At 58.3% G+C, this 26137-nt stretch carries 23 protein-coding genes, 1 tRNA gene and 1 pseudogene; 14 read left to right on the top strand and 11 right to left on the bottom strand.

Annotated features, from left to right (window positions below):
- Window positions 1–14: 14 nt before the first annotated feature.
- Genes ACI3K0_RS11890 through ACI3K0_RS11860 form a run of 7 tightly spaced genes read left to right on the top strand, consistent with a single transcriptional unit; the run spans window position 15 to window position 7591 of the window.
- On the top strand, window positions 15–1496 hold the full coding sequence (locus ACI3K0_RS11890) for a type II and III secretion system protein family protein (RefSeq protein ID WP_183823754.1): 1482 nt from the start codon (window positions 15–17) through the stop codon (window positions 1494–1496).
- A gap of 59 nt (window positions 1497–1555) precedes the next feature.
- Window positions 1556–2242, top strand: coding sequence for a CpaD family pilus assembly lipoprotein (locus ACI3K0_RS11885; RefSeq protein WP_183823752.1), 687 nt, complete (start codon window positions 1556–1558; stop codon window positions 2240–2242).
- A gap of 27 nt (window positions 2243–2269) precedes the next feature.
- The gene (locus ACI3K0_RS11880) at window positions 2270–3562 is read left to right on the top strand and encodes a CpaE family protein (protein ID WP_210303633.1); all 1293 of its coding nucleotides are present in this window, start codon (window positions 2270–2272) and stop codon (window positions 3560–3562) included.
- A 33-nt stretch (window positions 3563–3595) separates the two neighbouring features.
- A complete protein-coding gene (locus ACI3K0_RS11875) occupies window positions 3596–5089 on the top strand; it encodes a CpaF family protein (RefSeq protein WP_148146110.1) in 1494 nt (497 codons plus the stop codon).
- Window positions 5090–5110: 21 nt separating this feature from the next.
- On the top strand, window positions 5111–6124 hold the full coding sequence (locus ACI3K0_RS11870; RefSeq protein WP_183823750.1) for a type II secretion system F family protein: 1014 nt from the start codon (window positions 5111–5113) through the stop codon (window positions 6122–6124).
- A gap of 46 nt (window positions 6125–6170) precedes the next feature.
- Complete coding sequence (locus ACI3K0_RS11865; RefSeq protein WP_183824144.1) at window positions 6171–7109, top strand: type II secretion system F family protein; 939 nt, start codon at window positions 6171–6173, stop codon at window positions 7107–7109.
- A gap of 50 nt (window positions 7110–7159) precedes the next feature.
- Window positions 7160–7591 carry a GFA family protein gene (locus ACI3K0_RS11860; protein WP_404945350.1) on the top strand — a complete coding sequence of 144 codons (432 nt, stop codon included), beginning with the start codon at window positions 7160–7162 and terminating at the stop codon, window positions 7589–7591.
- 6 nt (window positions 7592–7597) lie between these two features.
- On the opposite strand, the gene ACI3K0_RS11855 is transcribed toward ACI3K0_RS11860, so the two are convergent.
- Window positions 7598–8131 carry a hypothetical protein gene (locus ACI3K0_RS11855; protein ID WP_183823748.1) on the bottom strand — a complete coding sequence of 178 codons (534 nt, stop codon included), beginning with the start codon at window positions 8129–8131 and terminating at the stop codon, window positions 7598–7600.
- Between the two features lie 239 nt (window positions 8132–8370).
- On the bottom strand, window positions 8371–9219 hold the full coding sequence (locus ACI3K0_RS11850) for a tetratricopeptide repeat protein (RefSeq protein ID WP_394353661.1): 849 nt from the start codon (window positions 9217–9219) through the stop codon (window positions 8371–8373).
- 128 nt (window positions 9220–9347) lie between these two features.
- Between ACI3K0_RS11850 and ACI3K0_RS11845 the strand changes: the two genes are divergently transcribed.
- The 4 genes from ACI3K0_RS11845 (at window position 9348) to ACI3K0_RS11830 (ending at window position 12510) form a co-directional block, all read left to right on the top strand.
- Window positions 9348–10748, top strand: a complete 1401-nt coding sequence (locus ACI3K0_RS11845; protein ID WP_404945349.1) for a leucyl aminopeptidase family protein — start codon at window positions 9348–9350, stop codon at window positions 10746–10748.
- Window positions 10749–10802: 54 nt separating this feature from the next.
- On the top strand, window positions 10803–11153 hold the full coding sequence (locus tag ACI3K0_RS11840) for a helix-turn-helix domain-containing protein (RefSeq protein WP_148146105.1): 351 nt from the start codon (window positions 10803–10805) through the stop codon (window positions 11151–11153).
- An 11-nt stretch (window positions 11154–11164) separates the two neighbouring features.
- Window positions 11165–12010, top strand: a complete 846-nt coding sequence (locus ACI3K0_RS11835; RefSeq protein ID WP_183823744.1) for an NlpC/P60 family protein — start codon at window positions 11165–11167, stop codon at window positions 12008–12010.
- A gap of 131 nt (window positions 12011–12141) precedes the next feature.
- Window positions 12142–12510 carry a hypothetical protein gene (locus ACI3K0_RS11830; RefSeq protein WP_183823741.1) on the top strand — a complete coding sequence of 123 codons (369 nt, stop codon included), beginning with the start codon at window positions 12142–12144 and terminating at the stop codon, window positions 12508–12510.
- A gap of 137 nt (window positions 12511–12647) precedes the next feature.
- Here the strand turns inward: ACI3K0_RS11830 and ACI3K0_RS11825 are convergent.
- The 5 genes and pseudogenes from ACI3K0_RS11825 to ACI3K0_RS11805 all read right to left on the bottom strand — a co-directional run bounded on the left by ACI3K0_RS11825 (window position 12648) and on the right by ACI3K0_RS11805 (window position 16366).
- Window positions 12648–12734, bottom strand: a tRNA-Leu gene (locus ACI3K0_RS11825).
- Between the two features lie 92 nt (window positions 12735–12826).
- Complete coding sequence (locus ACI3K0_RS11820) at window positions 12827–13198, bottom strand: SelT/SelW/SelH family protein (protein WP_183824140.1); 372 nt, start codon at window positions 13196–13198, stop codon at window positions 12827–12829.
- A pseudogene (locus tag ACI3K0_RS11815) lies at window positions 13199–14029 on the bottom strand (NAD(P)-dependent oxidoreductase); the annotation flags it as partial.
- A 155-nt stretch (window positions 14030–14184) separates the two neighbouring features.
- Window positions 14185–14514 carry a hypothetical protein gene (locus tag ACI3K0_RS11810; protein ID WP_183684919.1) on the bottom strand — a complete coding sequence of 110 codons (330 nt, stop codon included), beginning with the start codon at window positions 14512–14514 and terminating at the stop codon, window positions 14185–14187.
- A gap of 79 nt (window positions 14515–14593) precedes the next feature.
- A complete protein-coding gene (locus tag ACI3K0_RS11805; RefSeq protein ID WP_183823739.1) occupies window positions 14594–16366 on the bottom strand; it encodes a PAS domain-containing methyl-accepting chemotaxis protein in 1773 nt (590 codons plus the stop codon).
- A 248-nt stretch (window positions 16367–16614) separates the two neighbouring features.
- On the opposite strand from ACI3K0_RS11805, the gene ACI3K0_RS11800 reads away from it, so the two are divergent.
- The gene (locus ACI3K0_RS11800) at window positions 16615–16854 is read left to right on the top strand and encodes a hypothetical protein (protein ID WP_183823737.1); all 240 of its coding nucleotides are present in this window, start codon (window positions 16615–16617) and stop codon (window positions 16852–16854) included.
- A 91-nt stretch (window positions 16855–16945) separates the two neighbouring features.
- Here the strand turns inward: ACI3K0_RS11800 and ACI3K0_RS11795 are convergent, their stop codons facing one another.
- Both ACI3K0_RS11795 and ACI3K0_RS11790 read right to left on the bottom strand, forming a co-directional pair.
- Complete coding sequence (locus ACI3K0_RS11795) at window positions 16946–19882, bottom strand: PAS domain-containing protein (RefSeq protein WP_404945348.1); 2937 nt, start codon at window positions 19880–19882, stop codon at window positions 16946–16948.
- 151 nt (window positions 19883–20033) lie between these two features.
- A complete protein-coding gene (locus tag ACI3K0_RS11790) occupies window positions 20034–20969 on the bottom strand; it encodes an AEC family transporter (protein ID WP_183823733.1) in 936 nt (311 codons plus the stop codon).
- 98 nt (window positions 20970–21067) lie between these two features.
- On the opposite strand from ACI3K0_RS11790, the gene ACI3K0_RS11785 reads away from it, so the two are divergent.
- Window positions 21068–21946, top strand: coding sequence for a LysR family transcriptional regulator (locus ACI3K0_RS11785; protein ID WP_183823731.1), 879 nt, complete (start codon window positions 21068–21070; stop codon window positions 21944–21946).
- On the opposite strand, the gene ACI3K0_RS11780 is transcribed toward ACI3K0_RS11785, so the two are convergent.
- Entirely contained in the window at window positions 21943–23289 is a 1347-nt protein-coding gene (locus tag ACI3K0_RS11780; protein WP_404945347.1) for an NAD(P)/FAD-dependent oxidoreductase, read from the bottom strand. The genes ACI3K0_RS11785 and ACI3K0_RS11780 overlap by 4 nt on opposite strands.
- A 343-nt stretch (window positions 23290–23632) precedes the next feature.
- Between ACI3K0_RS11780 and ACI3K0_RS11775 the strand changes: the two genes are divergently transcribed.
- Window positions 23633–24196 carry a hypothetical protein gene (locus ACI3K0_RS11775; RefSeq protein WP_183823727.1) on the top strand — a complete coding sequence of 188 codons (564 nt, stop codon included), beginning with the start codon at window positions 23633–23635 and terminating at the stop codon, window positions 24194–24196.
- 65 nt (window positions 24197–24261) lie between these two features.
- Here ACI3K0_RS11775 and lepA read toward each other — a convergent pair whose 3' ends face one another.
- A complete protein-coding gene (gene lepA, locus ACI3K0_RS11770; RefSeq protein ID WP_183823725.1) occupies window positions 24262–26085 on the bottom strand; it encodes a translation elongation factor 4 in 1824 nt (607 codons plus the stop codon).
- Window positions 26086–26137 lie beyond the last annotated feature (52 nt).

Genomic DNA, 26137 nt, shown 5'->3' with positions numbered 1-26137 from the left:
CGGAGCGATTGGTTATGATTTTGAAACGCAAGACCCGCGCAACCGTTTCGACCGGCCTGGCTTTCTGCCTGGCCTTTTCCGGCATTCCAGGCAGCTTTGCACCATCCTTCCTGACTGTTCCAAGCGCTTCTGCAGCCGATAGCGGAGTGATCCGCATTGCGCAGGGCGGTGTTGGGATCAAGCGGCGGCTGACGATCGGGCTGAACAAGGCACTGGTGATCGACCTTCCATCCGATGCCCACGACATTCTCGTGGCCGATCCCTCCATGGCCGATGCCGTCACCCGCACGTCGCGGCGCATCTATCTTTTTGGCAAGACGGTCGGTCAGACGAATATCTTCGTCTTCGGTCCGGGCGGCGAGGAAATTGTCACCCTCGACGTGGAGATCGAGCGCGATATTTCCGGCCTCGAGGCAAACCTCCGCCGTTTCCTGCCGGATTCGAACATCAAGGTCGAAATCGTATCCGACAACATCGTGCTTTCCGGCTCGGTGCGCACGCCGCAGGATTCTGCCAAGGCTGCGCAACTTGCCAACGCTTTCCTGAAGGGTGGCGAGGCGACTACGCGCGAAATCACGGCGACAAGTGGCAACAACGGCGGGGACTCCGCAATCTATGCGGAAGGCCGACAAACCTCGACGGTTGTGAATCTCCTTTCGATTGAAGGTGAGGACCAGGTCACGCTGAAAATCACCGTGGCGGAAATCCGTCGCGAGGTTTTGAAGCAGCTTGGTTTCGACAACACTTTCACGCGTACCACGCCTTCCCGCAACGCCCTTGATGTTCTGACCGTCGAAGCCGGCACGCAGGGCCTGAATGGCACGATTGCCGGGCAGATCGGCAAGCTTGGCATTGAAACGGCCTTGAGCGCCCTGGAGCAGGCCGATGCGATCCGCACGCTTGCAGAACCGACGCTGACGGCGATCTCGGGGCAGGCCGCAACATTCAATTCGGGTGGAGAACGTCTGTATTCCACCACCGGCGTCGATGGCGTTACCACTGTAACCCCTTACCAGTACGGCATCTCGCTCGCATTTACCCCGACGGTTCTGTCGTCCGGCCGTATCAGCCTGCGTATCCAGACACGGGTTTCGGAGCCTGTGCTCACGACGTCTGCAGCCGAATATCGCAAGCGCGATGCGGAGACGACGGTTGAACTTCCGTCCGGCGGCTCGCTCGCCCTGGCTGGTCTGATCCGCGATGACATCTCCCAGAGTATGAAGGGTACCCCGGTCGCCTCGAAGGTTCCGCTTGTCGGCGCACTTTTCCGGGCAAAGACCTATGAGCGCAACGAGACCGAACTGGTCATCATCGCGACGCCTTATCTGGTCCGTCCGGTCAATCGCAACGAACTCTCTCGCCCGGATGACAATTTCCAGCCCGCCAGTGATGCCGAAAGCGTCTTCCTGGGACGGGTCAACAAGATCTATGGCCGCAAGGAGGCGTCTCCGCCGCCTGCGCCTTATCAGGGCAATGTCGGGTTCATCTACAAATGACGAAGCAAGCTCAGCTCCCAAACTTCGGCGGCAGCCGCTCGCAAGAAAGGCATCCATTCATGGATCCAAGAAAGACAACGCGATATTCGACGGGCCGCCTTTCGGTAGCGCTCGTCCTCGGCGCCGCAGCGCTGCTGTCTTCCTGCGCGGGCAAGGACAGCATGACCACCGGGTCCCTGCCGGACGATTACCGCACGCGCCACCCGATCGTGGTCGGCGAAGCGGAAAGAAAGATCGATATCCCGGTCGCCGCTGGTGATACCGGCCTCACGAAAGGCCAGTCGGAAGTCATCGCCGGTTTCATTGCGGAATACCGCCGGTCCTCGTCCGGCATTATCCAGATCATCACGCCGCGCGGATCGGCCAATGAAGGTGCAGTCGCGTCTGCCGCCTCCTCCACCCGCAAGCTGATGGTAAAGATGGGTGTTCCGGCCCAGAATATTCTGCAGGCGCATTTCCCCTCGGAATTCGGAGAGTCCGCTCCCATGCGCCTGACCTATGTGGCGATTGCCGCCAAGACGGAGCAGTGCGGTACCTGGCCGGCCGATATGACGCTGAATATTCAGAGCAACAAGAACTACTATAATTTCGGTTGCGCCAACCAGAATAACCTTGCAGCCCAGATCGCCAATCCGAACGACCTTCTCGGCCCGCGCCGCATGACGCCGCCGGACGGAACGCAGCGCGGTCAGGTGATGGAGCGCTATCGCGAATCGTTCACCGAGCTCAAGGATATGGACGAATGATGAAGCGTAACGGTTGGGCCTGATCCGATGATAAGCACCGTTCAATACGACGTAAATGGACAGCCGTCGCAGGCTCATGATGCCGAAGAACATTCCTCGGCGCTCGATCTCGAATCCGTGCGGCCGTTGCCGCGGATCTCCATTCATGCCTTCTGCGAAAGCGAAGGCGTCCAGCATATGATCGACAAGATGTCGCGTGACCGGCGCATGGCAAAGGTCAACCTGCGTGTGACGAGCGGCGGCACAACGGCGGCCGCCAACATGTATGCGTCTTCGCCGACCCCGAACCTGATCGTGCTGGAGACGGCGGCAGAGCCGCGCAATCTTCTTGCCGAACTTGCCCCCCTGGCAGAGGTCTGCGATCCCTCGACCCGCGTCATCGTCATTGGACGTTACAACGATATCGCGCTTTATCGCGAACTGGTCCGCAACGGCATTTCCGAATATCTGGTGGCGCCCGTTCCGATGGTCGACATGATGGCAGCGATCTCCGCCATCTTCGTGGATCCGGATGCAGAGCCCCTGGGCAAATCGATCGCATTTATTGGCGCAAAGGGTGGGGTCGGCGCCTCGACGATCGCCCACAACTGCGCCTTCGGAATATCGAGCCTGTTCTCGACCGAAACCATTCTAGCCGATCTCGACCTGCCCTTTGGTACGGCCAACATCGATTTCGACCAGGATCCGATGCAGGGAATTTCCGAGGCGGTTTTTGCGCCGGAGCGTCTGGATGAGGTATTTCTGGACCGCCTTCTGACGAAATGTTCGGATCATCTGTCGCTTCTTGCTGCGCCGTCGCTTCTCGATCGGGCTTACGACTTCGAAGGCCGCGCTTTCCAGCCCGTCATCGAAATCCTGCAGCGCAGCGCGCCGATCGCTGTTCTTGATGTACCCCATGCATGGAACGAGTGGACGACGTCGGTTCTTGCCGATGCGGACGAAGTTGTCATCTGCGCCGCGCCGGATCTCGCCAATCTTCGCAACACGAAGAACATTCAGGATGCGCTGAAGCAGTTGAGGCCAAATGACCGCGCACCGCATCTGGTTCTCAACCAGGTGGGAATGCCGAAGCGTCCCGAGATCAGCCCGTCCGATTTCACCGAGGCGCTGGAAATGGAGCCGATCGCCATTCTGCCGTTTGATTCAGCCCTTTTCGGCAATGCTGCCAATAGCGGCCGTATGATCTCGGAAATCGACGCCAAGTCTCCGGTGGCCGAAACCTTCTCGCAGATCGCCCATGTCGTCACGGGGCGCATCGCGGTCAAGAAGGCAAAGAAGGCTGGTCTCGGCAAGTTTCTTGGCATGCTGGGACGAAAGTAAGCCGCATCACGAAAGAGTTAGGTTTTAAGAAGCATGTTTGGAAAACGCGGAAACGACGGGTTTGGAAAGGGAGGCGCTGTCGTATCGCCGCCTGCACCTCAATTTACGCCCGCGCCAGCCGCATCGACGGCGTCGGAAGCCCCGATCAGGCCGCCTGCTTCGGCCGAAAACGCGACGATGCGGCAGCCCGTGGCGCCGCCCCCGCTCGCTCCGGCCGCGCCCGCACGCAAGCGGCCGGCCCGCAACGACCAGTATTACGATACCAAAAGCCAGGTTTTTTCGGCGCTTATCGACACGATCGACCTGTCGCAGCTCGCAAAGCTCGACAACGAGAGCGCGCGCGAGGAAATCCGCGATATCGTCAACGATATCATCACGATCAAGAATTTTGCGATGTCGATCTCCGAGCAGGAAGAGCTGCTTGACGATATCTGCAACGACGTTTTGGGCTACGGCCCGCTGGAGCCGCTGCTCGCCCGCGATGACATCGCCGACATCATGGTCAACGGGGCCGGGCAGACCTTCATCGAAGTTGCCGGCAAGACGATCGAATCGGAAATCCGTTTCCGCGACAACGCTCAGCTTCTGTCCATCTGCCAGCGTATCGTCAGCCAGGTGGGCCGACGCGTTGATGAAAGTTCGCCGATCTGCGACGCGCGTCTGCCTGATGGTTCGCGTGTCAACGTGATCGCTCCACCGCTTTCGCTTGATGGTCCGGCTCTCACCATCCGTAAGTTCAAGAAGGACAAGCTGACACTCGACCAGCTGGTCAAATTCGGAGCGATCACGCCTGAGGGCGCTGTTCTGCTCCAGATCATCGGTCGTGTCCGCTGCAACGTCGTCATTTCCGGTGGTACCGGTTCGGGCAAAACCACCCTTCTGAACTGCCTGACGCGTTATATCGATCTGGATGAACGCGTTATCACCTGCGAGGATACTGCCGAACTGCAACTGCAGCAGCCGCATGTTGTGCGCCTTGAAACCCGCCCGCCAAATATCGAAGGCGAAGGCGAGATCACCATGCGCGATCTGGTCAAGAACTGCCTGCGTATGCGCCCCGAACGTATCATCGTCGGCGAAGTGCGCGGACCGGAAGTCTTCGACCTCTTGCAGGCGATGAACACCGGTCATGACGGTTCCATGGGGACGATCCACTCCAATACGCCGCGCGAATGCCTGAGCCGTATGGAATCGATGATCGCCATGGGCGGTTATACGCTGCCGGCCAAAACTGTACGCGAGATCATCAGCGGATCGGTCGACATCATCATTCAGGCGGCACGTCTTCGCGACGGCTCGCGCCGGATCACCCAGGTCACCGAAGTGATCGGCATGGAAGGCGACGTTATCATCACCCAGGATCTGATGCGTTACGAGATGGATGGCGAGGACGCGAACGGGCGGATTATTGGCCGCCATGTTTCCACCGGCATCGTCAAGCCGCATTTTTGGGACCGTGTTCGCTATTTCGGTGAAGAGCGCCGCCTCACGGCAGCACTCGACGCCATGGAAACCTCCAAGGATTGAGACGGTTGAAAGGCAGTTCGCATGTTCGGGCTTGATTTGACCATGCTGTTGATCGTTCTTCTGGCTGCCGTATCGGCAGCCTTGGTGGCCTATGCGCTATTGTTCTCACGCCTGGAGACCGAGAAGAAGGCCGGTGCCCGATTGACGCGAGTGAAGGCCGCCGAAAGCGATCTGGGCAAGGCCAAGGCCGCGCGTGATCGCGTTCAGGAACTGTCCAAGCGACGCAAATCCCTGCAGGATTCCCTGAAGGATCTTGAAAAGAAGCAGGAAGAGAAAAACAAATACATCGGCGACAATAGCCTGAAATCCCGGCTTTCTCAGACTGGCTTGCCGGTGACGATGGGCCGTTTCTACGCAATGTCCGTTGGTCTCGGTTTCCTTGCTTCCCTCGTTGCGCTGATCGTCGGCATGCCCTTGCTTGCTTCGCTTGGTGCAGGTTTCGTTTTTGCCTTCGGTTTTCCGCGCTGGGTCATAGGTTTCCTTATCAAGCGGCGGCGCAACAAGTTTCTCGAGGAATTCCCCAACGCTCTCGACGTGATGGTTCGCTCGATCAAATCCGGCTTGCCGCTCAACGATGCGATCCGGCTGATTGCGGCCGACGGCAGGGAGCCTGTGAAACGCGAGTTCCAGCGAGTTGTGGAATCGCAGAAGATCGGCCTGAGCGTTCCTGAGGCCTGTGCGCGCATGCTGCAGACCATGCCGTTATCCGAGGTCAGTTTCTTCTCCATCGTCATCGCGATCCAGAGTCAGGCCGGCGGTAACCTCTCCGAGGCGCTCGGCAATCTCGGCAAGGTGCTGCGTGAGCGCAGGAAGATGAAGGCCAAGGTCAGTGCACTTTCGATGGAGGCCAAGGCCTCTGCCGTCATCATCGGTGCATTGCCGTTTATCGTCGCGACGCTCGTCTATCTAACCTCGCCGCAATACATGATGATCCTCTTCACCGATCCGCGCGGGCATATCATCATGCTTGTATCGGGAGTGTGGATGTCGATCGGAATCCTTGTGATGCGCAACATGATCAACTTCGAAATCTGAGGAGCGGACGGTGAAGGATCTTGCTGCAGCTATCACCGAACCAACCATGATCTTCGCAGTTCTGGTGGCGCTTGCCGTTTTCGCAACGCTCTATTCTCTGGCTGCACCGTTCATGGAACGTGGCGATCTGGATAAGCGCATGAAGGCAGTTTCCACTGAACGGGAGCAGATGCGCGCGCGAGAACGGGCTCGTATGAATGCCGATGGCAAGGCAAGTCTGCGAACCCAGAACAATCAGTCGGTCCGCCAAATCGTCGAACGCTTCAACCTGCGCGAAGCACTGGTTGACGAAGGCACCCTCAACAAGCTGCGCGCAGCGGGATTGAGATCACAGAACGCTCTGAACATGTTCCTCGTGGCGCGTTTTCTTCTACCTTTCCTGTTCCTGATCCTCGCTGCAGTCTGGGTATTCGCACTTGGTAACCTGGCCTCCAAACCGATGGGGATCCGGATTCTCGCGGTTGTCGGCTTCGCCTATGTCGGGTTCTACGCACCGAACATCTTCGTTTCCAACAAGGTCGGAAAGCGGCAGAAGTCGATCAAGCGTGCCTGGCCCGACGCGCTTGACCTGATGCTCATATGCGTCGAATCCGGCAACTCGATCGAAGCCGCCATGCGTCGCGCGGCGGAAGAGATCGGCACGTCTTCGCCCGAACTGGCTGAAGAGCTGGCACTGACGACGGCGGAACTCTCTTTCCTCCAGGACCGCAGGACTGCGCTCGAAAATCTCGGGAACCGCACGCAGCTCGATATAGTCCGATCTGTCGTGCAGGCTTTGATCCAGGCCGACCGTTATGGCACACCGGTATCGCAGGCGCTGCGCGTTCTGGCTCAGGAGAGCCGCGACGAACGCATGAACGAGGCGGAAAAGAAGGCTGCAGCGCTTCCGCCCAAACTGACCGTTCCGATGATCCTGTTCTTCCTCCCTGTTCTCGTGGCCGTTATCCTCGGCCCTGCAGGTATCCAGGTCTCCAGCAGGTTCTAATCTCTATCGCGTTCCTTTATGCATAAATCCTTGCCGCCGGAGGATAGCTGATGCTGGATGAAAATATCGACGAGATCGACGGAGCCTGCCACTGCGGAACTGTACGATTTCACGTGCGATTGGCAAATGGCCTACGCAGCGCTCGACGTTGCACCTGCTCTTACTGCAGAATGCGTGGAGCGATCGCAGTTTCGGCAAATCTCGACGATATCCAGATCGTGTCAGGCGAAGCGGCGCTGACGCTCTATCAATTCAACACGAAGACCGCGAAGCACTATTTCTGTTCGGTCTGCGGTATCTATACACATCATCAGCGACGATCGAACCCGCAGCAGTATGGCGTCAACGTCGCCTGCCTTGAGGGCATCAGCCCGTTCGATTTTCTGTCCGTCACGGTCAACGATGGTGTGTCGCATCCTTCGGATGGCGGCGTTCCCGGCAAGTCCGGCCGCGCCGGAGTGCTGAAATTCATCGCGGAATAACCGCTGTTATTTTTTCGGTCCGCTCGCTTCGACCAGCATCCATAGGACATCGGGATTCTCGAATGCTCGTAATGGTATAAAGCGCCATCCCCCCGGCCGGATTTTCAGGACAAGGTAGCCTCGCCATATCTTCCGTCGGCGGACCATGCTCCAAGGTATATGGCCAGAAGCGCCTGCTGCGTCTGAGATCGATACCCCGGTAGTATCGATCGTGAAGATAGCGCGCTTGTTTTCAGACGGCACCAACATCCATTTGATCGCGTTGCAGAGTGCAAGCGCGATGGGATAGGCTAACCAGCCGATCAACAAGGCTATCCATGTGTCTTGGAGTGTTAAGAATAGGGTTTCGACAGGTTCATCGAAGATCGATGAAATGCCTCTTGATGTATAGTGGTAAATCCCGATAGCCGAAGTTGCAAGAGACATCGAACTGCCGAAGATCAAAGTCGGTTTCCAAAGGTTATGCCATAAAAATTTCATGTTGTCGGAGAGCGCAAGCGTGGCAGAGCCACAGAACGATGTCACATTCGAGGATGTCATGAAATATTCCGACAAGCGAAATTGATCTGTTGAAAAGTAAACTTCGACTGAGCGTTTTATAAGCGCCTCAAGCTTAGGTTGCAATTGTGGTGCGGTGAAGTTTTTCGCGATATTGGATCGCGCATCAAGCTGCCAGATAAACGTGGGCTACTACAGGTTTGTAATGATATTCCTGGTGGTCCTTCAAGCCTCGGATGGGCCTGAATTCCGAGCAACCGTCAAAGGCTATGTCTTAGACCTCAGTTGACCGCAGATTTAGCTGCCTTGTCCTTGTCAGCAAGCTTTGCCCAGGAATTCTGCTGGGAGAGCATCGAGCGCAGATAGGTGACGTTGGTATCCGCCTGTTGCTGCGAAAGTTCCTTGCGGGCAATGGTTTCCGCTTCCGAGAAGCGTCCCTGCAATCCGACCACCAGTGCGAGGTTCTGCCGTACGCGGCTGTCGGCCGCCGGCTGCTGAGCCGCGTTGCGCATATAGGTTTCCGCGGTTTTGAGGTCGCCTGATAGAACATAGGACATGCCCAGATTGGACATGATGCTCGGTTCGTTCGGTTGGGTCTGCAATGCCGAGCGATATTTCTGCCGGGCTTCCTCCGAGCGTCCGAGCTGGTCGAGCACGGCGCCTTCGGCCGACATCAGTCGCCAGTCAGGATGATCCGGTGTCTGGGCTCTGCCAATCGTGCCGAGCGCCTGTTCGAGCTGGCCGGCTGCCGCCTGGGCCTTGCCATAGGCTGCAAGTACTTGCCGGTCACTGGGATTGGCGATTGCTACCTGCTGCATTACGGCAAGCGCCTGGGCGTGTTTGCCCGTCATGCCCAGCACTGTGGCATAACGTAGCCCGATATCGCGGTTTCGTGGGTCTTTGACATAGGCGCCGCCGATAGCCCGCTCGGTTTCGGCCAGTTGCGCAGCATCCATATTGTCTAGCGGCGTTGAAGACGTCTTCGCGATAGAACCGGTGGTAATCGTGTCGCGTTTCGAGGTGTTGCAGCCGCTTACAGCCATTGCCAGGCAGATGAAGATCGCGGCATGAGCCACGGACGAGTGTGAAATGAATGAACGCGTGGAGGATGTCTTTGATGCAGTCATCATGGTCTCGTCGGTCGTTGCCCTGCCGTCTTCCAAGGCAATGAAGAGTGGCGCATTTCCCATCCAGCAATAAACTGTTAACCCTAACGAATTGTTAAGACCAATGATTCCCGAAGGTTATCGAAGCTGCCATGACGCCTTTCCAGCATATCCATCGCTCCTCGTTTTTCGCACCTGCAGGCACCGTCACCAAGCCCGTGACTGCGGTTACGCCAGCCGATCTGGAAGGCGGAACGCTTCCGCCTGATGCCGCTGACTGGGTAAAAGCATCAGGTTTCAAGGCCGACGCGGGCTCTGTTCTCGTCGTCCCCGGTCAAGGAGGATCGATATCCCGGGTGCTTTTTGGTCTCGGCAGCGATCGTGCCGAATCGCCTTTCCTGAGCGGCAGACTTGCAAAGCTCCTTCCCCCCGGCGACTGGTCGATCGATGCGGAAGGTATCGCTGCGGATCACCTGGCTCTCGGCTTTGGTCTCGGCAGCTATTCATTCGCCAAATACAAATCGGAAAAACCAAGGGATGCACGGCTTGTCGTTTCCGGTGATGCCGATGCCATGGATATCGAAAGGCAGCTTGCCGGTGTCCTGCTCGCGCGCGATCTTATCAACACGCCGACCAACGACATGGGCCCGGATAATCTTGAGGCGGCCTTCCGCGCGCTTGGCGAACATTACGGTGCACTCGTCAGCTCGATCGTTGGTGACGATCTCCTGGAGAAGAACTTTCCGCTGATCCATACGGTCGGTCGGGCAAGCGCCGTCGCACCCCGCCTGCTCGAAATGCGCTGGGGCAAGAAGGGCAACCCGCGCATCACGCTCGTCGGCAAGGGTGTCTGCTTCGATACGGGCGGGCTGGATATCAAGACCGCGACCGGCATGGCGCTGATGAAGAAAGACATGGGCGGTGCCGCCAATGTCATGGGGCTGGCTTTGATGATCATGGATGCCGGCCTGCCCGTCGACCTCACGGTTCTGGTTCCGGCGGTCGAAAACTCGATTTCCTCCAATGCTTTCCGTCCGGGCGATATCTACAAGAGCCGCAAGGGCATCACCGTCCAGATCGACAATACAGATGCCGAAGGCCGCTTGGTGCTTGCCGATGCGCTTGCCTATGCCGACGAAACCCCGCCCGATCTCCTGATCGACATGGCAACGCTTACCGGTGCCGCCCGTGTAGCGCTCGGACCGGAACTGGCGCCGTTCTTTACCGATGACGAGGACTTGGCCGGCAAGCTTTTACTGGCGGCGAAAGAGGCTGCTGATCCAGTCTGGCGCATGCCGCTCTGGATGGGCTACGACAAGGACCTGCGCACACGCGCGGCCGACATCACAAATTCGCCCTCTGGCGGCATGGCGGGTTCGATCAATGCGGCGTTGTTCCTCAAGCGTTTCGTCACGGCATCGCCAAGCTGGATCCACTTCGACATTTACGGATGGAATCCGTCCGAAAAACCGCATGCCCCGGTAGGTGGGGAAGCCTTCGCCATCCGGGCGCTCTATCGCGTCATCCGCGACAGGGCGCAAGCCGGGAAGTGAAAAACAGACCGGTAACGGTTTGACGTTACGATCGGCATCCGTTGGAGATATCGGATGCCGATCGAATTGACCGCAACGGAGGCCTTGGGGCTGTGGCACCGCGTTTCGCTGGAAGAGGTGAGGGGCGAAGCGGCGGACCTGACATTGCGACAGATAGCGATCCTGCTGCAGATCTATCTGATCCCGCCGCCGCATACGGTGCGGGGACTTGCCGAAACGCTCGGCGTTACCAAGCCCGTGATCACCCGTGCACTCGACAGGATGGGCGAACTCGGTCTCGTCGATCGCGTCAGGGATGATCGCGATCGACGCAATGTCGTGATAAAACGAACCATTGGCGGCGCGCTTTATCTGGAAAAACTCGGCGACCTGATCATCCGGGAAGCAAGACGTCCCGCCTCATGAAGGACAAGACAATGGAATTGGACAGACGTCTAAATGCCTTTCGGCCGGATCTCGCAGCGGAAGCGTTGAAGGGACAGGTCGAGGCAGCCCGCTTCGTGAAGGGCGAACCCGCATCCGTCACCGGCTCCGTAGCGGCTCTGCGGCCGTTCCCGGATATTGGCCGCGGCATTGATACGGAACTTCTCTTTGGTGAGAGTGTCCGGGTGTTCGATCGTGCAAATGGTTTCGCCTGGGTGCAGGCCGATGCTGACGGGTATGTCGGCTATCTGCCGGAAGAGATGATTGGCTCGTTGGCTAAGCCGACGCACCGGATCACCGCCGCGCGGACCTTCCTCTACCCGGAAGCGGAGCTGCGCAAGCCGCCGATCAAGGCATTTTCAATGGGAAGCCTCATCACCGTCATAGGCGATGCGGAAACGCGCGGCACGCGCTATTTCCTTCTGGCCGGTGGCGGGGCTGTTATCGCAGCCCATTGCCTGCCGGTCGGCGAGGCAATGGCGGACGACTATGTGTCCGTCGCAACGAAGTTCATCGAGACGCCTTACCTCTGGGGTGGACGCTCGGGTTTCGGTATCGATTGTTCCGGCCTGGTCCAGCTGGCTTTGATGATGGTCGGCAAAAGCGCGCCGCGCGATTCCGACATGCAGGCGTCTTTCGGCAATGCGATCACCCGCGATGAGCTTCGTCGAGGCGATCTCGTCTTCTGGAAAGGTCATGTCGGCATCATGGAAGACGAAGAAACCCTGTTGCATGCGAATGGCCATACAATGACCGTTGCGCGCGAGAATTTCGAAGCGGCCGTCAAACGGATCGGCTGGCTTTATGAGCAGCCGACCGGCTACCGTCGTATAGTCTGACGCGGAGAGGCAGCACTTGTATGATCCTGGCTCCGTCATCACGAGAATGTTGGGCTCCTCTTCATGGTATCGGTGACCTCCTGCACCTATTTGTAAGGGGAAGCGCAGACCGAGATATGGAGTTTAGCCACATGCTTAAAGGTGCATGGATATTGCCTGCAACAATGCTGGTCGTGCTCATCCTCGCGGCGGTACCCTCGGTCGTCTTCGCAGCCGAAGGGGATGCGTTCGGTCCCTCGATGAAGACTTATTTCAAGGACCTTCCCGGTGTCGTTCCCGAGGCGTCGCGGGTCGCCAAGGAAGCGCCGGAAGGTTATCGCTGCACGACTGGTGTCGGTTACACGTCCGAGCCGCGCCGGAGATTCCGCGACAGCATTCTGGATGATCTTCCCGTTCAGGTCTATCGTTGCGAAACGCCGAACGGCGTCACCTACACCGGCACGCATATGCCCAACACCCAATGGGTCCCCGGCCTCAATCCGCGCCATCTCCCCGAGTGATTTTGGCCTGCCTATGGTGGGTAGGTTTGCTTTGACAAAGGCTAATGCGGCCAGCCGAAAAGGATTGCTTGAAGTGCAAATGCTGAAAACAGTAAAGGCCCGCAAGCGGGCCAATTACTAAATATAAACAATGGGAATGGTGCCCAGAAGAGGACTCGAACCTCCACACCCTTTCGGGTACCAGCACCTGAAGCTGGCGCGTCTACCAATTCCGCCATCTGGGCGACGGAGAGCGATGTACGGGGGTGGCCCCGTCCTGTCAACCGGCTTTTTGAAGTTTCTGTGTCAGTTGCCAAAAAAGTTTTCGACGATGGTCTCAAACCGGGTTTTCGGCTCCCATTTTGGCGGCCTGCCGATCGAGGTGACCGAGGTCCCTCTCGGGGTCGATCACGTCGCGAACGCGCTGTTTCAGCTCCTTCGGCCCTGGAAAGCCTCCGTCGCGCTTGCGCTCCCATAAAAGAGCACCGTCCAGCCTTATCTCGAACGCGCCGCCGGTGCCGGGAATGAGGCCGACCTCTCCGAGCGAATCACCGAAAGTCTGTAACAGCTCCTGTGCCACCCAGCCGGCCCGCAGCAGCCAGTTGCACTGTGTGCAGTAGAGGATGGTGATATGAGGTTTGCGGTGTGAGACAGCAACCGGCCTTGCGGGATCGCTCGCAGTGGCCTCGTCTAAAGCGAGCTTGACCATCGTCGCCAGGTCGGCATCGGCAAAACCGGCCTTTTCAGCCGTCTCGAAGCTTGCAAGCGCCGCCTTCATCGCCGGAATGGGCACATCGAGATGCAGGGCGTAGTCACGCACCACGCTAATATCCTTGACCACGCCGGACACGGGAAAGCCGACATGGCTTGTCTCGCCCAGCACGACAGGAAGGCGGCCTTTCATTGCGGGGCTTGCAGCCGGGCTCCCTGATAAGACCTCAATCATTTTCTCGCGGGAAAGCCCGGCCCGGCCCCCGAGCTGCAGAGCTTCCTTCAGGCTTTCCCAAAGGCCGCTCAGCATCATGTTGTTGATAAGCTTCGACGCTGCTCCATGGCCTAGCGCGCCAACATGATGAATACGGTCGGAAAGCATCTCCACTACCGGCAGCAAGCGGCGGTAGTCGTCTTCATTACCTCCGATGTAAAAACCAGCCTTTCCGGTGAGCAGTGTTTCAGGCCCGCCCGATATGGGGGCATCCAGCAATCGCCCGCCCTTAAGCTCGATAGCCGATTGGTGGCTGCGAAGCGTGAGCGGGCTCACCGTACTGGTGTCGACGATCAATTTGCCGGACAGGTCAAGGCTTTCGAGCGCTCTTACCATCGCATCCACTGCTGCATCATCCAGAAGGGCAAGGATGATGATGTCGGAAGTTTCGGCAAGGTCTGGAATGCCGCTGGCGGCAAAAGCCGTTTCGGGAAAGTCCTCCGGAACGCCACTTCGACTCCAGCCGGCAACTTCGAACCCGCTGGAAGCGAGCCGGACTGCCATAGCACGCCCCATGCGCCCCAGGCCGATGATGCCGATACGAGGTTGTGTCATGCTATCTCCTCCATTCTATTCCTGCCGCTAGAACCTTCCTAATCGGTCCTTTCGGTAAATGCCATTTCCATGCAGTTCGGCGTGAATTGCCCCGCTACGGAACAAAATCCGGTAACGCGCATTTTATTGGCTGGAATAGGAGGAAACGAAATGGCTTATGATCCCAATCCGAATGACAATCGTCCTGATCTGCGTACGCCGCCGCCGGCAACGCGAAGCAACTCATCCTGGATGGGGTGGGTAGCTGTTCTCGCCGTGATCGTCGTGGGTGCATTCGTCTGGTCGCAAATGGGTAGTGCGCCCACCGATGCGACGACGACGTCCTCGACGACCCAGCCGGCAGCGCCGGCGGCTCCAGCCCCGGCAACGCCAGCCCCGGCAACGCCGGCGCCAGCAACGCCCGCGCCTGCGCCGGCAGCACCGGCTCCTTCGGCACCGGCAAATAACGGCGGCTGATAACCGCTTACAGGCTGCTGATAAGACAAGAAAAAGCCGCCCTCTCATCGAGAGGGCGGCTTTTCTTTTTAATTCAGGTGATCGGCCTGTAGCGGCATCACGCGTGGCTCAGAAGTCTTCCCAGCCGGGTTCCACCGCCAGAGCAGCAGATCCCGCCGTGCGGAAATGGACAGGGGTGCGGATCGGTTTTGCCGTGGAGCGCATGGCTTTCACTGGCGTTGACGGCGCAGAATGTCCGGATGCCTGACCGAATCGGAACTGTTCGAGCAGCGAAAACAGCGCCTGTGATTCATGAGCGAGACTGCGACTTGCGGCAGTCTGTTGTTCTACCATTGCGGCATTCTGTTGTGTGCCCTGGTCAACTTCGTTGATCGCATGGTTGATGTTGCCGAGTGCAAGCGATTGTTCGCGGGAAGCATCAATGATGGCGATAATGTCGGAGTTGATGTGATGCACCTGTCCGCCAATTTCCTGCAATGCAGTACCGGCCTTGCTAACGAGCTCGACGCCGCTTGCTACGTGGTTGCCGGATGTCGTGATCAGTGCCTTGATCTCCTTGGCGGCGCCAGCCGAACGCTGTGCCAACTCGCGCACCTCCTGTGCGACAACTGCAAAACCCTTGCCGGCTTCACCTGCACGAGCGGCCTCCACACCTGCGTTGAGCGCCAGAAGATTGGTCTGGAAGGCGATCTCGTCGATAACGCCGATGATGTTGGAGATTTCGCGGGATGAGTTATCGATCGAATCCATCGCCTTGATCGCCTCGCGGACGATCTCGCCCGAGCGTTCAGCATCGGCTTTGGCACGGTTGACGAGTGCGCCAGACTCTTCTGCACGCTTGCTGGAATCCTTGACCGTCGTGGTAATCTCTTCAAGAGCAGCAGCCGTTTCCTCAACAGAGGCCGCTTGACGTTCCGTTCGTTGCGCCAGATCGTCCGCTGCGACACGGACTTCGTTGGAGCTGGAAGCTATGGCTCGGGCGTTGTCAGCAACCGTTGCCATGGCGTCACGCAGCTTGGCGGATGCGATGTTGAAGTCGACGCGCAGCTTTTCCAGCGAGGCAATAAAAGGCGCATCGATCGTTTGCGAGAGGTCACCATCCGCCATATTGGTGAGACAGGCGGCCAGCCGTTCGACGTTTTCCACTCGTTGGGTCACGTCTGTTGCAAATTTGACAACCTTTATGACGCGCCCTGTATCGTCGAATACGGGGTTGTAGGACGCCTGGATGAAGACATTGCGGCCACCCTGGCCGATACGGGTGAATTCGCCTGCAACGAACTCGCCCGAAAGCAGCCGCTCCCAGAACCGGGCATAGTCCGCCGACGCAGCATAGGTCTCCTCGACAAACATGCGGTGATGCCGACCGACGATCTCGCTGAGGCCATAGCCGAGAGTCGACAGGAAGTTCTCATTGGCGCCTATGATCGTGCCATCTGTGTTGAATTCGATCGTTGCCTGGGCGCGGGATATGGCGTCGATTTTAGCCGCGCTGTCGAGCGCATGCAGTTTTGAATCCGTAATGTCATTGGCGAATTTGATGACCTTGATGACTTTTCCGCTGCTATTCTTGACCGGATTATAGTTGCCTCGGATGAAGACTTCCCTTCCACCTTTGGCGATCCGCTTGAAATCACTCGAGAAGAACTGGCCATTACGTAACGCGCTCCAGAAGGCCGTGTAGTCCTTAGACTTTACGTAATTGGCTTCGACAAAAAGGCTGTGATGTTTGCCGATTATTTCCTGTGGCTGATAGCCCATCAGATCGCAGAAATTCTTGTTGGCCTTGATGATGCGACCTTCAAGATCAAATTCGATGATCGCCATCGATAGATCGAGCGCATCAAGAACTCGGTCTGAACTGGATTGGAAAGAAAACATAGTTGACTATCCTCAACATAGGAGGTTGCGTTACTGCATAAATTGTAATCGATATATAATATTCGGGTTAACTTACTGATAATACAGTAGGTTATTAATGCTACGAGGGGTTTTCTTTCTTTAATTGATTGCACGCAATGGGTGTCTTTTTGATGCAAATTTTAACTATTCATTAACCTTGTTGAGGGAGGCTTCCGGCAATCGTCTCGATTGGCGGTTGGTTGAAATGATCGGCAAGGAGAAAGAGCATGACGCTCCAGACGCTGCCCGGAAAGATCCTGGACAATGCCCACCACACGCTGCTTTTGATGCAGGAGGGCACAGCATTCCACGCTGTTTGTGTCGTGAATGACAGCCGCATCGGCAATGTCCGTTCGAAACTCTGCCTCATCGAAAAGATTGCAAGCCGCAAGCTTGATCACGGTGAAGTAGCATTCGACGGTCGCGTATGGATTACCTCGTCTGATCTCCCGCGCCCCGGCCATTAGGCCTTTCCCGGTGAGATCGTATCATGTTGTGGAATCCAACGGGATTGGACAATCGGGTCGCCCGTTTCAGACATGCCGAGGGCTCGGGAAGTTATTGCCCGGTCATGACGCTTTCGATCACCTTTGCAATATCATGCTCATTATAGGGTTTGCGCAGCAGGCCAGCCCGAGCTGGGGCTCCATCGGGCTTTTGATTCTCGCCGGTCGCAAAAATTACGGCGAGGCTCTGCTTGAGCTCGATCGCCTGTTTTACCAGTTCTCCGCCGCTTGTATCCGGCAGGCCGATATCCGTCAGCAGCAGATCGATCTCGGAACTCGCGAGCTCCTGAAGCGCCTCGTGTCCGTTAGAAGCCTCGATCACTTCGTGACCAAACTCCATAAGTATTTCGGCAGTATTGGATCGGATCAGAAAATCGTCTTCGACAAGCAATATCCTCAGTGCCGGTACTGAACGGTAGGCGCCAGGTTCCGAGACATCGGTTCTTGGAGATGCCGATTGTTCCACTTGCTTCTGGTTGGCGATCACATGGCGGATACGGCGCGCCAGCGCCTCGCGAGTATAGGGTTTCGATAGAAGCTCGACACCAACATCGAGAATGCCGCCATGCACGATCGAGTTTTCCGTGTAACCCGAGGTGAACAGGACAGCGAGATTGGGTAAACGCTCCTTGGCACGGCGCGCCATTTCCCTACTCTTCAGCGGGCCGGGCATGACGACGTCGGTGAAGATTACGTCGATTGGAATACCGCTCTCGACCACGTTGAGGCCTGCCTGAGCATCCTTGGCGGAAAGGACCCGATAACCGAGATCGGTCAGCGTCTCTATAACGGTGGTGCGGACCTCCTCGTCATCCTCGACGACAAGCACTGTTTCGGTTCCGCCGACGACAGGGCCGGCAGGAACGACCACCTCGCGATCCTCGTCGGCAACAGAGCGGGGAAGATAGACCTTGACGGTCGTGCCTTGGCCGACCTCGCTATAGATTTTCACATGGCCGCCTGACTGCTTGACGAAACCATAGACCATGGAAAGGCCAAGCCCGGTTCCCTTGCCTTCCGGCTTGGTCGAGAAGAACGGCTCGAACACCTTTTCCAGAACTTCGGGCGTCATGCCTGAACCGGTATCGGTAACGGCGAGCAGGACATATTGCCCGGCTGCAACTTCCGCATGGGCGCGGGCGTAATCCTGGTCGAGGAAGGCATTGCCGACCTCGATCGTCAGCTTGCCAGATCCCTCCATCGCATCGCGGGCATTGATCGCAAGGTTGAGCAGCGCGTTTTCCACCTGCGTCGGGTCCGCATAGGTGTTCCACAGCCCACCGCTGGCGATGACCTCAACCTCGACTGCCTCGCCCAGCGACCGGCGTAGAAGATCGTCCATGCCTGCAATAAAGCGGCCGATATTGATGACCCGCGGCTCCAGTGCCTGACGTCGGCCGAAGGCGAGCAACTGGCTGGCGAGCTTTGCGCCGCGGTGGACGCCGGCCAGCGCATTTGAAACGCGCCGCTCGGCATTTTCGTTGCCGGCGATGTCCTTGGCGAGAAGCTGCAGATTGCCTGCCACGACCTGAAGCAGGTTGTTGAAGTCATGCGCGACGCCGCCGGTCAGCTGGCCGATCGATTCCATCTTCTGCGCCTGCTGCAGCGCCCGTTCCGCCAGCCGACGCTCGGCGATCTCCGCCTCGACTCGCGCCTCCAGGCCTTCGTTGAGCTGCTTGAGCTGCTCCTCTGCGCGCATGCGGTGGCGAACCTGCCGCTCCAGATTGCTCGCATGTTCCTGCAGGCTGGCTTCGGCTGCACGTTGTTCGGTGATGTCGGTATGGACTCCGACCCATTCCTCGATCTCGCCATCCGCACCGATGATCGGCACACTGCGGATCGAGAAGGTGCGGTAGACGCCATCATGGCGCAGAACCCGGTGCTCCCAGATATAGGTGGACTTGGCGGCAACCGCGGCCTGCCAGCTGGCCACGGATCCGGCACGGTCATCCGGATGCACGGCATTCGACCAGCCATAGCCTTGATATTCCTCCGAGGATTGACCGGTCAGGGACGCCCAGCCGGATTGTTCGCCGAGCATGCGTCCATCAGCCGTGTTCGTCCACAATACGCCATGGATGGCGTTGACGGCAGCCCGGAAGCGGTTGTTGCTGCGGCGAAGCGCGGTTTCCGAGCGCTTGCGGGCCTCGACATCGATGATCAGCACATAGATGCCGTCAACCTCACCCTTCGGCGTGCGGCGCGGCACATAACGCACTTCCGCCGTCCGTCTTTCACCGTCGGGTCGGCGGATCACCGTGTCATTGATGATCGCCTCGCCTGAAAAGGCTTTGTTTATGAACGGGATGCGGGTCTTGTAGTAATCCTGCCCGACAATGTCGGCGACATGTTTGCCGATCACGTCGGCGGCTGGAAGGCCGAACCATTCCCGGTAGCCTTCATTGGCGAAACGATAGGTGCTGTCGCGATCGATGAAGCCGACGAGGATCGGCAGGGCGTTGGTCAGCTGGGAAAGTTCCTCGCGGCTTTCCGCCAGCGCCTTGACCGCCTTCACCCTGTCGGTATTTTCAAGCACCGTGCACAAAACACCGTCGACTTTGCCGCTTTCGGCATAGATCGGCGTGTAGAACAGGTCGAAAATCACGTCTTCGGGAACGCCATGGCGATGCAATGTCATCGCCTGGTCGCGGAAGGATTGCACTTCCCCGCGAAAGCCGGCTTCGAGAATTTTTCTGTTCCAGTCCCAGATCTCCGGCCAGATGCCGGGAACGGTGCTGCCGAGCGCGCGGGGATGATAACTGCCGGCGATTTCGATGTAACCGTCGTTGTAGATCATCACATGGTCATCGCCCCACATAAGCACTTGCGGGATGGGCGAATTGACAATCGAATTGACCTTGATTCGCAGATGCTGCGGCCATTCGGAAATCGGTCCAAGCGAGGTCTGCGACCAGTCGAATGCGCGGACAAGTTCCCCCGCTTCGCCTCCGCCAATCGGCCAATGGGCGGATACGACCTGATAGTTCATGAATTCACCGAAACGTGGGAGTAGGACAAGCGCCGATTATATGGAGCAGCAGACCCGTTTTCCAAGAGGTTTCAAGCGCAATTACATGATGATCGATGGACTGTACGGTCACTGAAAATATCGGTGGCGAGACTTGCTGTCTTCATAGGCCTCAGGCGATCAACAGATAGGCCGAGATGGTCAGGATCGAGAGGATGGTCGATATCAGCACGACGCGTCCGGTCAGGCTTGCCTCCCTGTTGTAGAATTCCGCCAGCATGAATGGACCGGTACCGGTCGGCAAGGTCGCGAGCAGAACCGCTACATGCACCGAGCCCGCAGGCAGGCCGAGCAGCGGCCCGGCAACCACCCAGGTGACGAGCGGATGGGCGATTAGTTTCAGGGCGACCAGAATGCCGGTGGTGGAAAGCCTGTTTGTTGCCGTCGCCGCCTGCGGACCGGCAAGGAAGAGACCGAGCGCGATCAGTGCGCAAGGCGAGGCCGCACCCGAAAGCAGCTTCATGAATGAATGGACCGGCTGCGGTAGCGCCCAGCCGGATAGCATGAAGATGGCGCCGAGCACGGGCGCGACAAGCAGCGGGTTCTTGCAGAGCGAGGCAAGCGTCTTGAACGCGATGTCGCGGCGGCGGGTCTCTGACTGAAGCCCGCCCTCGATTAGAATGATGGCGACGGCAAACAGGATGCAGACCGTGAGGATGGTTGCGATCAGCGTTGGTGCCATGCCGCTAGCGCCAACAAGCGACAGGACCAGCGGAAAGCCGACAAAACCTGTATTGGCGTAACTTGCATTCAGCGCATCGACCGCAGCATCTGCGAGATGCCGGCCCTTGGCCACTCGCCAGAACAGCGTACCGACAAAGATGACCGCACAGCCGGCGCTGAAAGCGAGGATGAAACCGGGTTGCCAGATCTGCTCGATCTTTGCATTTGCCATGATGTCGAACAACAATGCAGGAAGGGCAAGATAGACGACCAATCGGTTGACCTCGCGCGTCGCATTTGGCCCGAGTGCACCGCTTTTCCGGGCAATCCAGCCGGCAAGAATAAGTGCAAATATGGGTAGGACGATCAAAAGGTTGGTCAGCATGTCGGCAGGCTCGAATTTTCGCTGTCCCTTGCCTAGCGCTATTGATCGATATAATCCAATGTCATTAAAGTGCCGAATTGATACTCTGGAGGTATCAAATGGATACGCGCCATATGCGCTATTTCGTTGCACTGGCGGAGACCCTTCATTTCGGTCAGGCAGCAGCCCGTATGAACATGAGCCAGCCGCCTTTCAGCCGGCAGATTGCGGCGATTGAAAAGGCGCTCGGCGTCCGGCTGTTCGAACGTAATTCCCGCAATGTCGTGCTGACGACGGCGGGCAAGCATTTCCTCAATGATTGCCGATCAGTACTGGCCGGGTTCGAGGCGGCGTGCCGCGACGTACAGCTTGTCGCGAACGGTGCCAAGGGCGAGTTGAGACTGGGTTTCACCATGTATGCGGCGCAGGGCATCGTGCCGAAACTTGTGCGCCTGCTATCTGATGCTGCACCGGATGTGCGGCTCGTTCTCGAAGAAAGGTTGCCGAGCGATATTGATGAGCTTCTGTTGGAAGCGCGGCTGGATGCCGCAGTCACTCTTGGAAATCCGACGGCGCCGCATCTTCGGACCCGGCTCCTTGCGCGTGATCGGCTTCGCCTGATCGTCCACTCTGATCATCCGCTGGCCTCAGCTGAAAAGGTGGGGGCTCAGGCCTTGGCGTCGGAAAGGCTGATCGCCGCTCCAGCATCGGTGGTGCCGACATTGCGTTCGGCTATCGGGGCCTATTGCGCAGCAGACGGTATCGTTCCGCATTTCGCGCTGGAGCCACGCCTGCAGCACACGATCATAAGGCTGGTGGGGGAAGGCTTGGGCGTTGCTCTGATCCCGCAATCGCTCTGCAGCGATCTCGGCGAGACCATAGTCTCCCGCCCGCTGATCGATCCGCCTGAATTTGACGTCGTACTCTGCGCTCCCACGGCATCGAAAAACCCGGCCGTCGCAAGACTTTTCGAGCTTGTGAAGCAATTGTCCTTCTAAAGCGCCGGCCCCAGTTTGATCGCGCTACCATCGGAAAAGCGCGACAACCGGAACCGGCTCAGATCATGTCCAACGGCATGGCCCTTTATGAGATCGGCAACAACGCGGCCGATACCGGGCCCGATACCGAAGCCATGGCCGCTCATGCCGGTTGCGACGAACAGGCCGCCGATCGCCTCGACGCGATCGACCACCGGCACGACATCCGGCATCGCATCGATCATTCCCGCCCATCCGGTTTTCAGGCGCACCGGGCCAAGATCGGGGAAAAGCCGGGCGAACTCGCGTTGCACCGAACGCAACCCCTTTTGCGAGGAAGCGGGGTTGAGGATGCGCATCCGCTCGAACGGGCTGGTTTCGTCGGCCGTCCATGTTCTGCGCGTCGACCATGCATCGGGAAAGCCGGAGGGCGCTGCGGGCAAATAACGAAGGCCGAAAGGATTATCGAGGAGCGCCGGCAGGTATTTGATCGCGTGCCGGAAAGAGTCCGGCCCGACATAAAGCGCGCTGCCGCTGCCGGGAGCCAGTGTGTAGCCGCCATCCTGCCGACGACGGAAGGCGACGTGACTATCGACCCCAGCTCCCGCGTGAACCTCAGGCATCGGTTCGGTGGCTGCGACCGTGGAGCGAACGCTGAGCTGCGGGATGGACACGCCATGCAGACGCAACAGCAGCGACGACCATGCGCCGCCGGCGACCAATACGCTGGAGGTTTCGATCAATCCGGTCTCGGTCCACACGCCGCTGATCCGGCCAGCGGAAATGTCGAGGCTGCGGGCGGCGCAGTTTTCGACGATCGTGGCGCCCTTGCGTGCTGCGAGCCGCGCAAGGGCAGGCACGGCAAGCCAGGGTTCCGCCCGCATGTCCGAAGGGGTCGTCATCGCCCCATGGAACTTGCGCGCCATGCCGGGAATGAGCGCCGCCGTCTCGGCCGAACTCAACAGTCGCGTATCGACATCGTGCCGGGCGGCGATCGTCATGAAGTCGTCGAAATCGGCCATCTCCTTTGCCGAATTGGCGAGATAAGTGACGCCGGTCTGCGCGAGACCAATATCCTCGCCGCATTCCTCCGCAAGCTGCTTCCATAGCCGGCAGGCTTCTATGACGATCGGCAGCTCGTCCGCATCGCGCCCCTGCTGGCGGATCCAGCCCCAGTTCCGCGACGACTGTTCCGCCGCGATCCGCCCCTTTTCGACAAGCGTCACCGCGACGCCCTTTTCCGCCAGATAAAGCGCGGTGGTTACCCCGATCACGCCGCCGCCGATGATCACCACATCCGAACGTTTCGGGAGGGGGCCATGAAACTGGATCGGATCGCTTTCGGAAAAGGGGAAGTTGGGCACGGGATGCGGTCCTGACTGGCGGAGGTTGAGTGTGTCGACTCCTAGTCAGTCGGATTGGGGCGATCAAGACGGCACTTCTGCTGAATTTGACCACCAGTGGCGGCAATTCCGCACGGCGCGATCAAAAACGATCATCCGTCATACCGCAGAGCATGGCGGATAAACCCAAGGTTAGCATCGAGAGCCCCATGTATGATTGAGGTCCGGGCGAGCAGGTGAGAGCTTTCTTCACGAGCAGAACAGGAATTTTGCTCATTCAAACCTCTCCGGTCGGTCTTCTTCTTCCGCTCGACATGCGGATTGCAGTGAGCCTGCGGAGACAGACAGATTGAAGGAAACCACGATGAAAATTCTGGCCGACAAGATCCTTTCCCAATCCGCTTATTCCCACGATATCGACACTCCTCTCGATGAGGTCGATATCGCCGACTGGCTCTTCAATCTGCCGGAGGCTGAGTACCAGCGCTGCTGCCCGCCCGACCACATTGCTGCGGGAGCGACCTTCACCGATGACGGACGCCGCATGTCGATCAATGTCGAGATGATCGGCACTGGTCTGGTCGTCCAGCACTATGTCGCAGACGAGGCAACGCCCTCCTATTGCCGGATGAATTCGATTTCGGACGTCTTCACGCCATTGGGTGAGCGCACGCAGGTCAATGTCATCTGGGAACTGATCGCTGAAGCGATTGACGGCAACCGCACCCGCTACACCAACCGCGTCACCTGCCATCCGACTGATATGTTCATGGATTTCATTGCAAAGCACGGTCAGACATTCGAGCAGGCCGCAGCTGCGCGACAGGCGGCCGGCGGCGACCATAATCATCGCGAAACCCCATTGTTTGCCGAAAGCATCGCCCGCAAGGCGCGTGCGAGGGCGGCAATCAGGGCGGCAGCTGAGTGAAGTTGCCGTGCTCCCAATAAAAAATGCCGCCCTCGGGCGGCATTTTTTTGAAAGTCGAGATGTGATCAGTCGTCCTTCATCTTCAGCGCTGCGATAAACGCTTCCTGCGGGATATCGACCTTGCCGAATTGGCGCATCCGCTTCTTGCCTTCCTTCTGTTTGTCCAGAAGTTTACGCTTGCGGGTGGCGTCGCCACCGTAACACTTGGCCGTCACGTCCTTGCGCATCGCCGAGATCGTCTCGCGGGCAATCACGTTGCCGCCGATTGCTGCCTGGATCGGAATCTTGAACATGTGTCGCGGGATCAGATCCTTGAGCTTCTCGCACATGTCGCGGCCGCGCTTTTCCGCCGCCGAACGGTGAACGAGCATGGAAAGCGCATCGACTGGCTCGCCATTGACCATGATCGACATCTTCACGAGATTGCCTTCGCGATAGCCGTGCAGATGGTAATCGAACGAGGCATAACCCTTGGATATAGACTTCAAGCGGTCGTAGAAGTCGAACACCACTTCATTGAGCGGAAGCTCATAGCTCAGCATGGCGCGCTTGCCGACATAGGTCAGTTCAGTCTGGATGCCGCGGCGGTCCTGGCAGAGCTTCAGGATGCCACCTAGATAATCGTCCGGTGTCAGGATCGTTGCCTTGATCCACGGCTCCTCGATCGAAGCGATCTTGACCACATCCGGCATGTCGGCCGGATTGTGCAGCTCCTTCATCGAGCCATCCGTCATGTGAAGATGATAGACGACCGAAGGAGCGGTTGCGATCAGGTCGAGGTCGAACTCGCGCTCGAGGCGCTCCTGAATGATTTCCAGATGCAGCAGGCCGAGGAAGCCGCAGCGGAAACCGAAGCCGAGAGCGGCAGACGATTCCATTTCGAACGAGAAGGACGCATCGTTGAGGCGAAGCTTGCCCATCGCCGCGCGCAGGTCTTCGAAATCGGCGGCATCAACAGGGAAGAGACCGCAGAACACCACCGGCTGGGCCGGCTTGAAGCCCGGCAGGGCCTTCGCCGTCGGCTTCTTGTCTTCGGTAATAGTATCGCCGACGCGGGTATCGGCAACTTCCTTGATCGAGCCGGTGAAGAAACCGATTTCGCCCGGACCGAGTGAGTCGACGGCCAGCATCTTCGGCGTCAGCACGCCGACGCGTTCGACCTGGTATTTTGCGTCCGTGCCCATCATCCGGATGGTCTGGCCCTTGGAGAGTACGCCGTCGAGGATACGCACCAGAACCATGACGCCGAGATAGGTGTCATACCAGCTGTCGACCAGCAGGGCCTTCAGCGGGCCCTTGTCGCCGGCTTCGCTTTTCGGCGGCGGCAGCTGGTGGACGATGGCTTCGAGAACGTCGGGAATGCCGAGGCCGGTCTTGGCTGAGATCAGCACGGCTTGGGAGGCATCTATGCCGATAACTTCCTCGATCTGTTCCTTGATCCGATCCGGTTCGGCCGCGGGAAGGTCGATCTTGTTGAGGACGGTGACGATCTCGTGATTGTTGTCGATCGCTTGATAGACGTTGGCCAGCGTCTGCGCTTCGACGCCCTGGGAGGCGTCGACGACGAGCAGCGAACCTTCGCAGGCGCTGAGCGAACGCGAGACTTCATAGGCGAAGTCGACATGGCCGGGCGTGTCGATCAGATTGAGGATATAGGTCTCGCCATTGTTCGCCTTGTAATGCAGGCGGACGGTCTGGGCCTTGATGGTAATGCCGCGTTCGCGCTCGATATCCATCGAGTCGAGAACCTGTTCCGACATGTCGCGTTCGGCAAGGCCGCCGGTCGTCTGGATCAGACGGTCGGCCAGGGTCGACTTGCCGTGGTCGATATGGGCCACGATCGAGAAGTTGCGGATATGGTCAAGCGGCGTGCGGGAATTGGTGCTCATGGTTCGCGCATATATCAGTGACAATCCCCGCCGCAAAGGGGGAAGATAACCG

This window comes from Rhizobium sp. ZW T2_16 (assembly GCF_044987325.1).
Taxonomy (GTDB): domain Bacteria; phylum Pseudomonadota; class Alphaproteobacteria; order Rhizobiales; family Rhizobiaceae; genus Neorhizobium; species Neorhizobium cellulosilyticum.
Note: the sequence above shows the minus strand (reverse complement) of the source record. Positions and strands in the feature narration are given on the sequence as shown.

What these genes read in the sequence shown, in the direction of transcription:
- ACI3K0_RS11890 (WP_183823754.1), top strand. Translation starts at nt 15, where the DNA reads ATGATTTTGAAACGCAAGACCCGCGCAACCGTTTCGACCGGCCTGGCT.
- ACI3K0_RS11885 (WP_183823752.1), top strand. Translation starts at nt 1,556, where the DNA reads ATGGATCCAAGAAAGACAACGCGATATTCGACGGGCCGCCTTTCGGTA.
- ACI3K0_RS11880 (WP_210303633.1), top strand. Translation starts at nt 2,270, where the DNA reads ATGATAAGCACCGTTCAATACGACGTAAATGGACAGCCGTCGCAGGCT.
- ACI3K0_RS11875 (WP_148146110.1), top strand. Translation starts at nt 3,596, where the DNA reads ATGTTTGGAAAACGCGGAAACGACGGGTTTGGAAAGGGAGGCGCTGTC.
- ACI3K0_RS11870 (WP_183823750.1), top strand. Translation starts at nt 5,111, where the DNA reads ATGTTCGGGCTTGATTTGACCATGCTGTTGATCGTTCTTCTGGCTGCC.
- ACI3K0_RS11865 (WP_183824144.1), top strand. Translation starts at nt 6,171, where the DNA reads ATGATCTTCGCAGTTCTGGTGGCGCTTGCCGTTTTCGCAACGCTCTAT.
- ACI3K0_RS11860 (WP_404945350.1), top strand. Translation starts at nt 7,160, where the DNA reads ATGCTGGATGAAAATATCGACGAGATCGACGGAGCCTGCCACTGCGGA.
- ACI3K0_RS11855 (WP_183823748.1), bottom strand. Translation starts at nt 8,131, where the DNA reads ATGACATCCTCGAATGTGACATCGTTCTGTGGCTCTGCCACGCTTGCG.
- ACI3K0_RS11850 (WP_394353661.1), bottom strand. Translation starts at nt 9,219, where the DNA reads ATGATGACTGCATCAAAGACATCCTCCACGCGTTCATTCATTTCACAC.
- ACI3K0_RS11845 (WP_404945349.1), top strand. Translation starts at nt 9,348, where the DNA reads ATGACGCCTTTCCAGCATATCCATCGCTCCTCGTTTTTCGCACCTGCA.
- ACI3K0_RS11840 (WP_148146105.1), top strand. Translation starts at nt 10,803, where the DNA reads ATGCCGATCGAATTGACCGCAACGGAGGCCTTGGGGCTGTGGCACCGC.
- ACI3K0_RS11835 (WP_183823744.1), top strand. Translation starts at nt 11,165, where the DNA reads ATGGAATTGGACAGACGTCTAAATGCCTTTCGGCCGGATCTCGCAGCG.
- ACI3K0_RS11830 (WP_183823741.1), top strand. Translation starts at nt 12,142, where the DNA reads ATGCTTAAAGGTGCATGGATATTGCCTGCAACAATGCTGGTCGTGCTC.
- ACI3K0_RS11820 (WP_183824140.1), bottom strand. Translation starts at nt 13,198, where the DNA reads ATGGTCAAGCTCGCTTTAGACGAGGCCACTGCGAGCGATCCCGCAAGG.
- ACI3K0_RS11805 (WP_183823739.1), bottom strand. Translation starts at nt 16,366, where the DNA reads ATGTTTTCTTTCCAATCCAGTTCAGACCGAGTTCTTGATGCGCTCGAT.
- ACI3K0_RS11800 (WP_183823737.1), top strand. Translation starts at nt 16,615, where the DNA reads ATGACGCTCCAGACGCTGCCCGGAAAGATCCTGGACAATGCCCACCAC.
- ACI3K0_RS11795 (WP_404945348.1), bottom strand. Translation starts at nt 19,882, where the DNA reads ATGAACTATCAGGTCGTATCCGCCCATTGGCCGATTGGCGGAGGCGAA.
- ACI3K0_RS11790 (WP_183823733.1), bottom strand. Translation starts at nt 20,969, where the DNA reads ATGCTGACCAACCTTTTGATCGTCCTACCCATATTTGCACTTATTCTT.
- ACI3K0_RS11785 (WP_183823731.1), top strand. Translation starts at nt 21,068, where the DNA reads ATGGATACGCGCCATATGCGCTATTTCGTTGCACTGGCGGAGACCCTT.
- ACI3K0_RS11775 (WP_183823727.1), top strand. Translation starts at nt 23,633, where the DNA reads ATGAAAATTCTGGCCGACAAGATCCTTTCCCAATCCGCTTATTCCCAC.
- lepA (WP_183823725.1), bottom strand. Translation starts at nt 26,085, where the DNA reads ATGAGCACCAATTCCCGCACGCCGCTTGACCATATCCGCAACTTCTCG.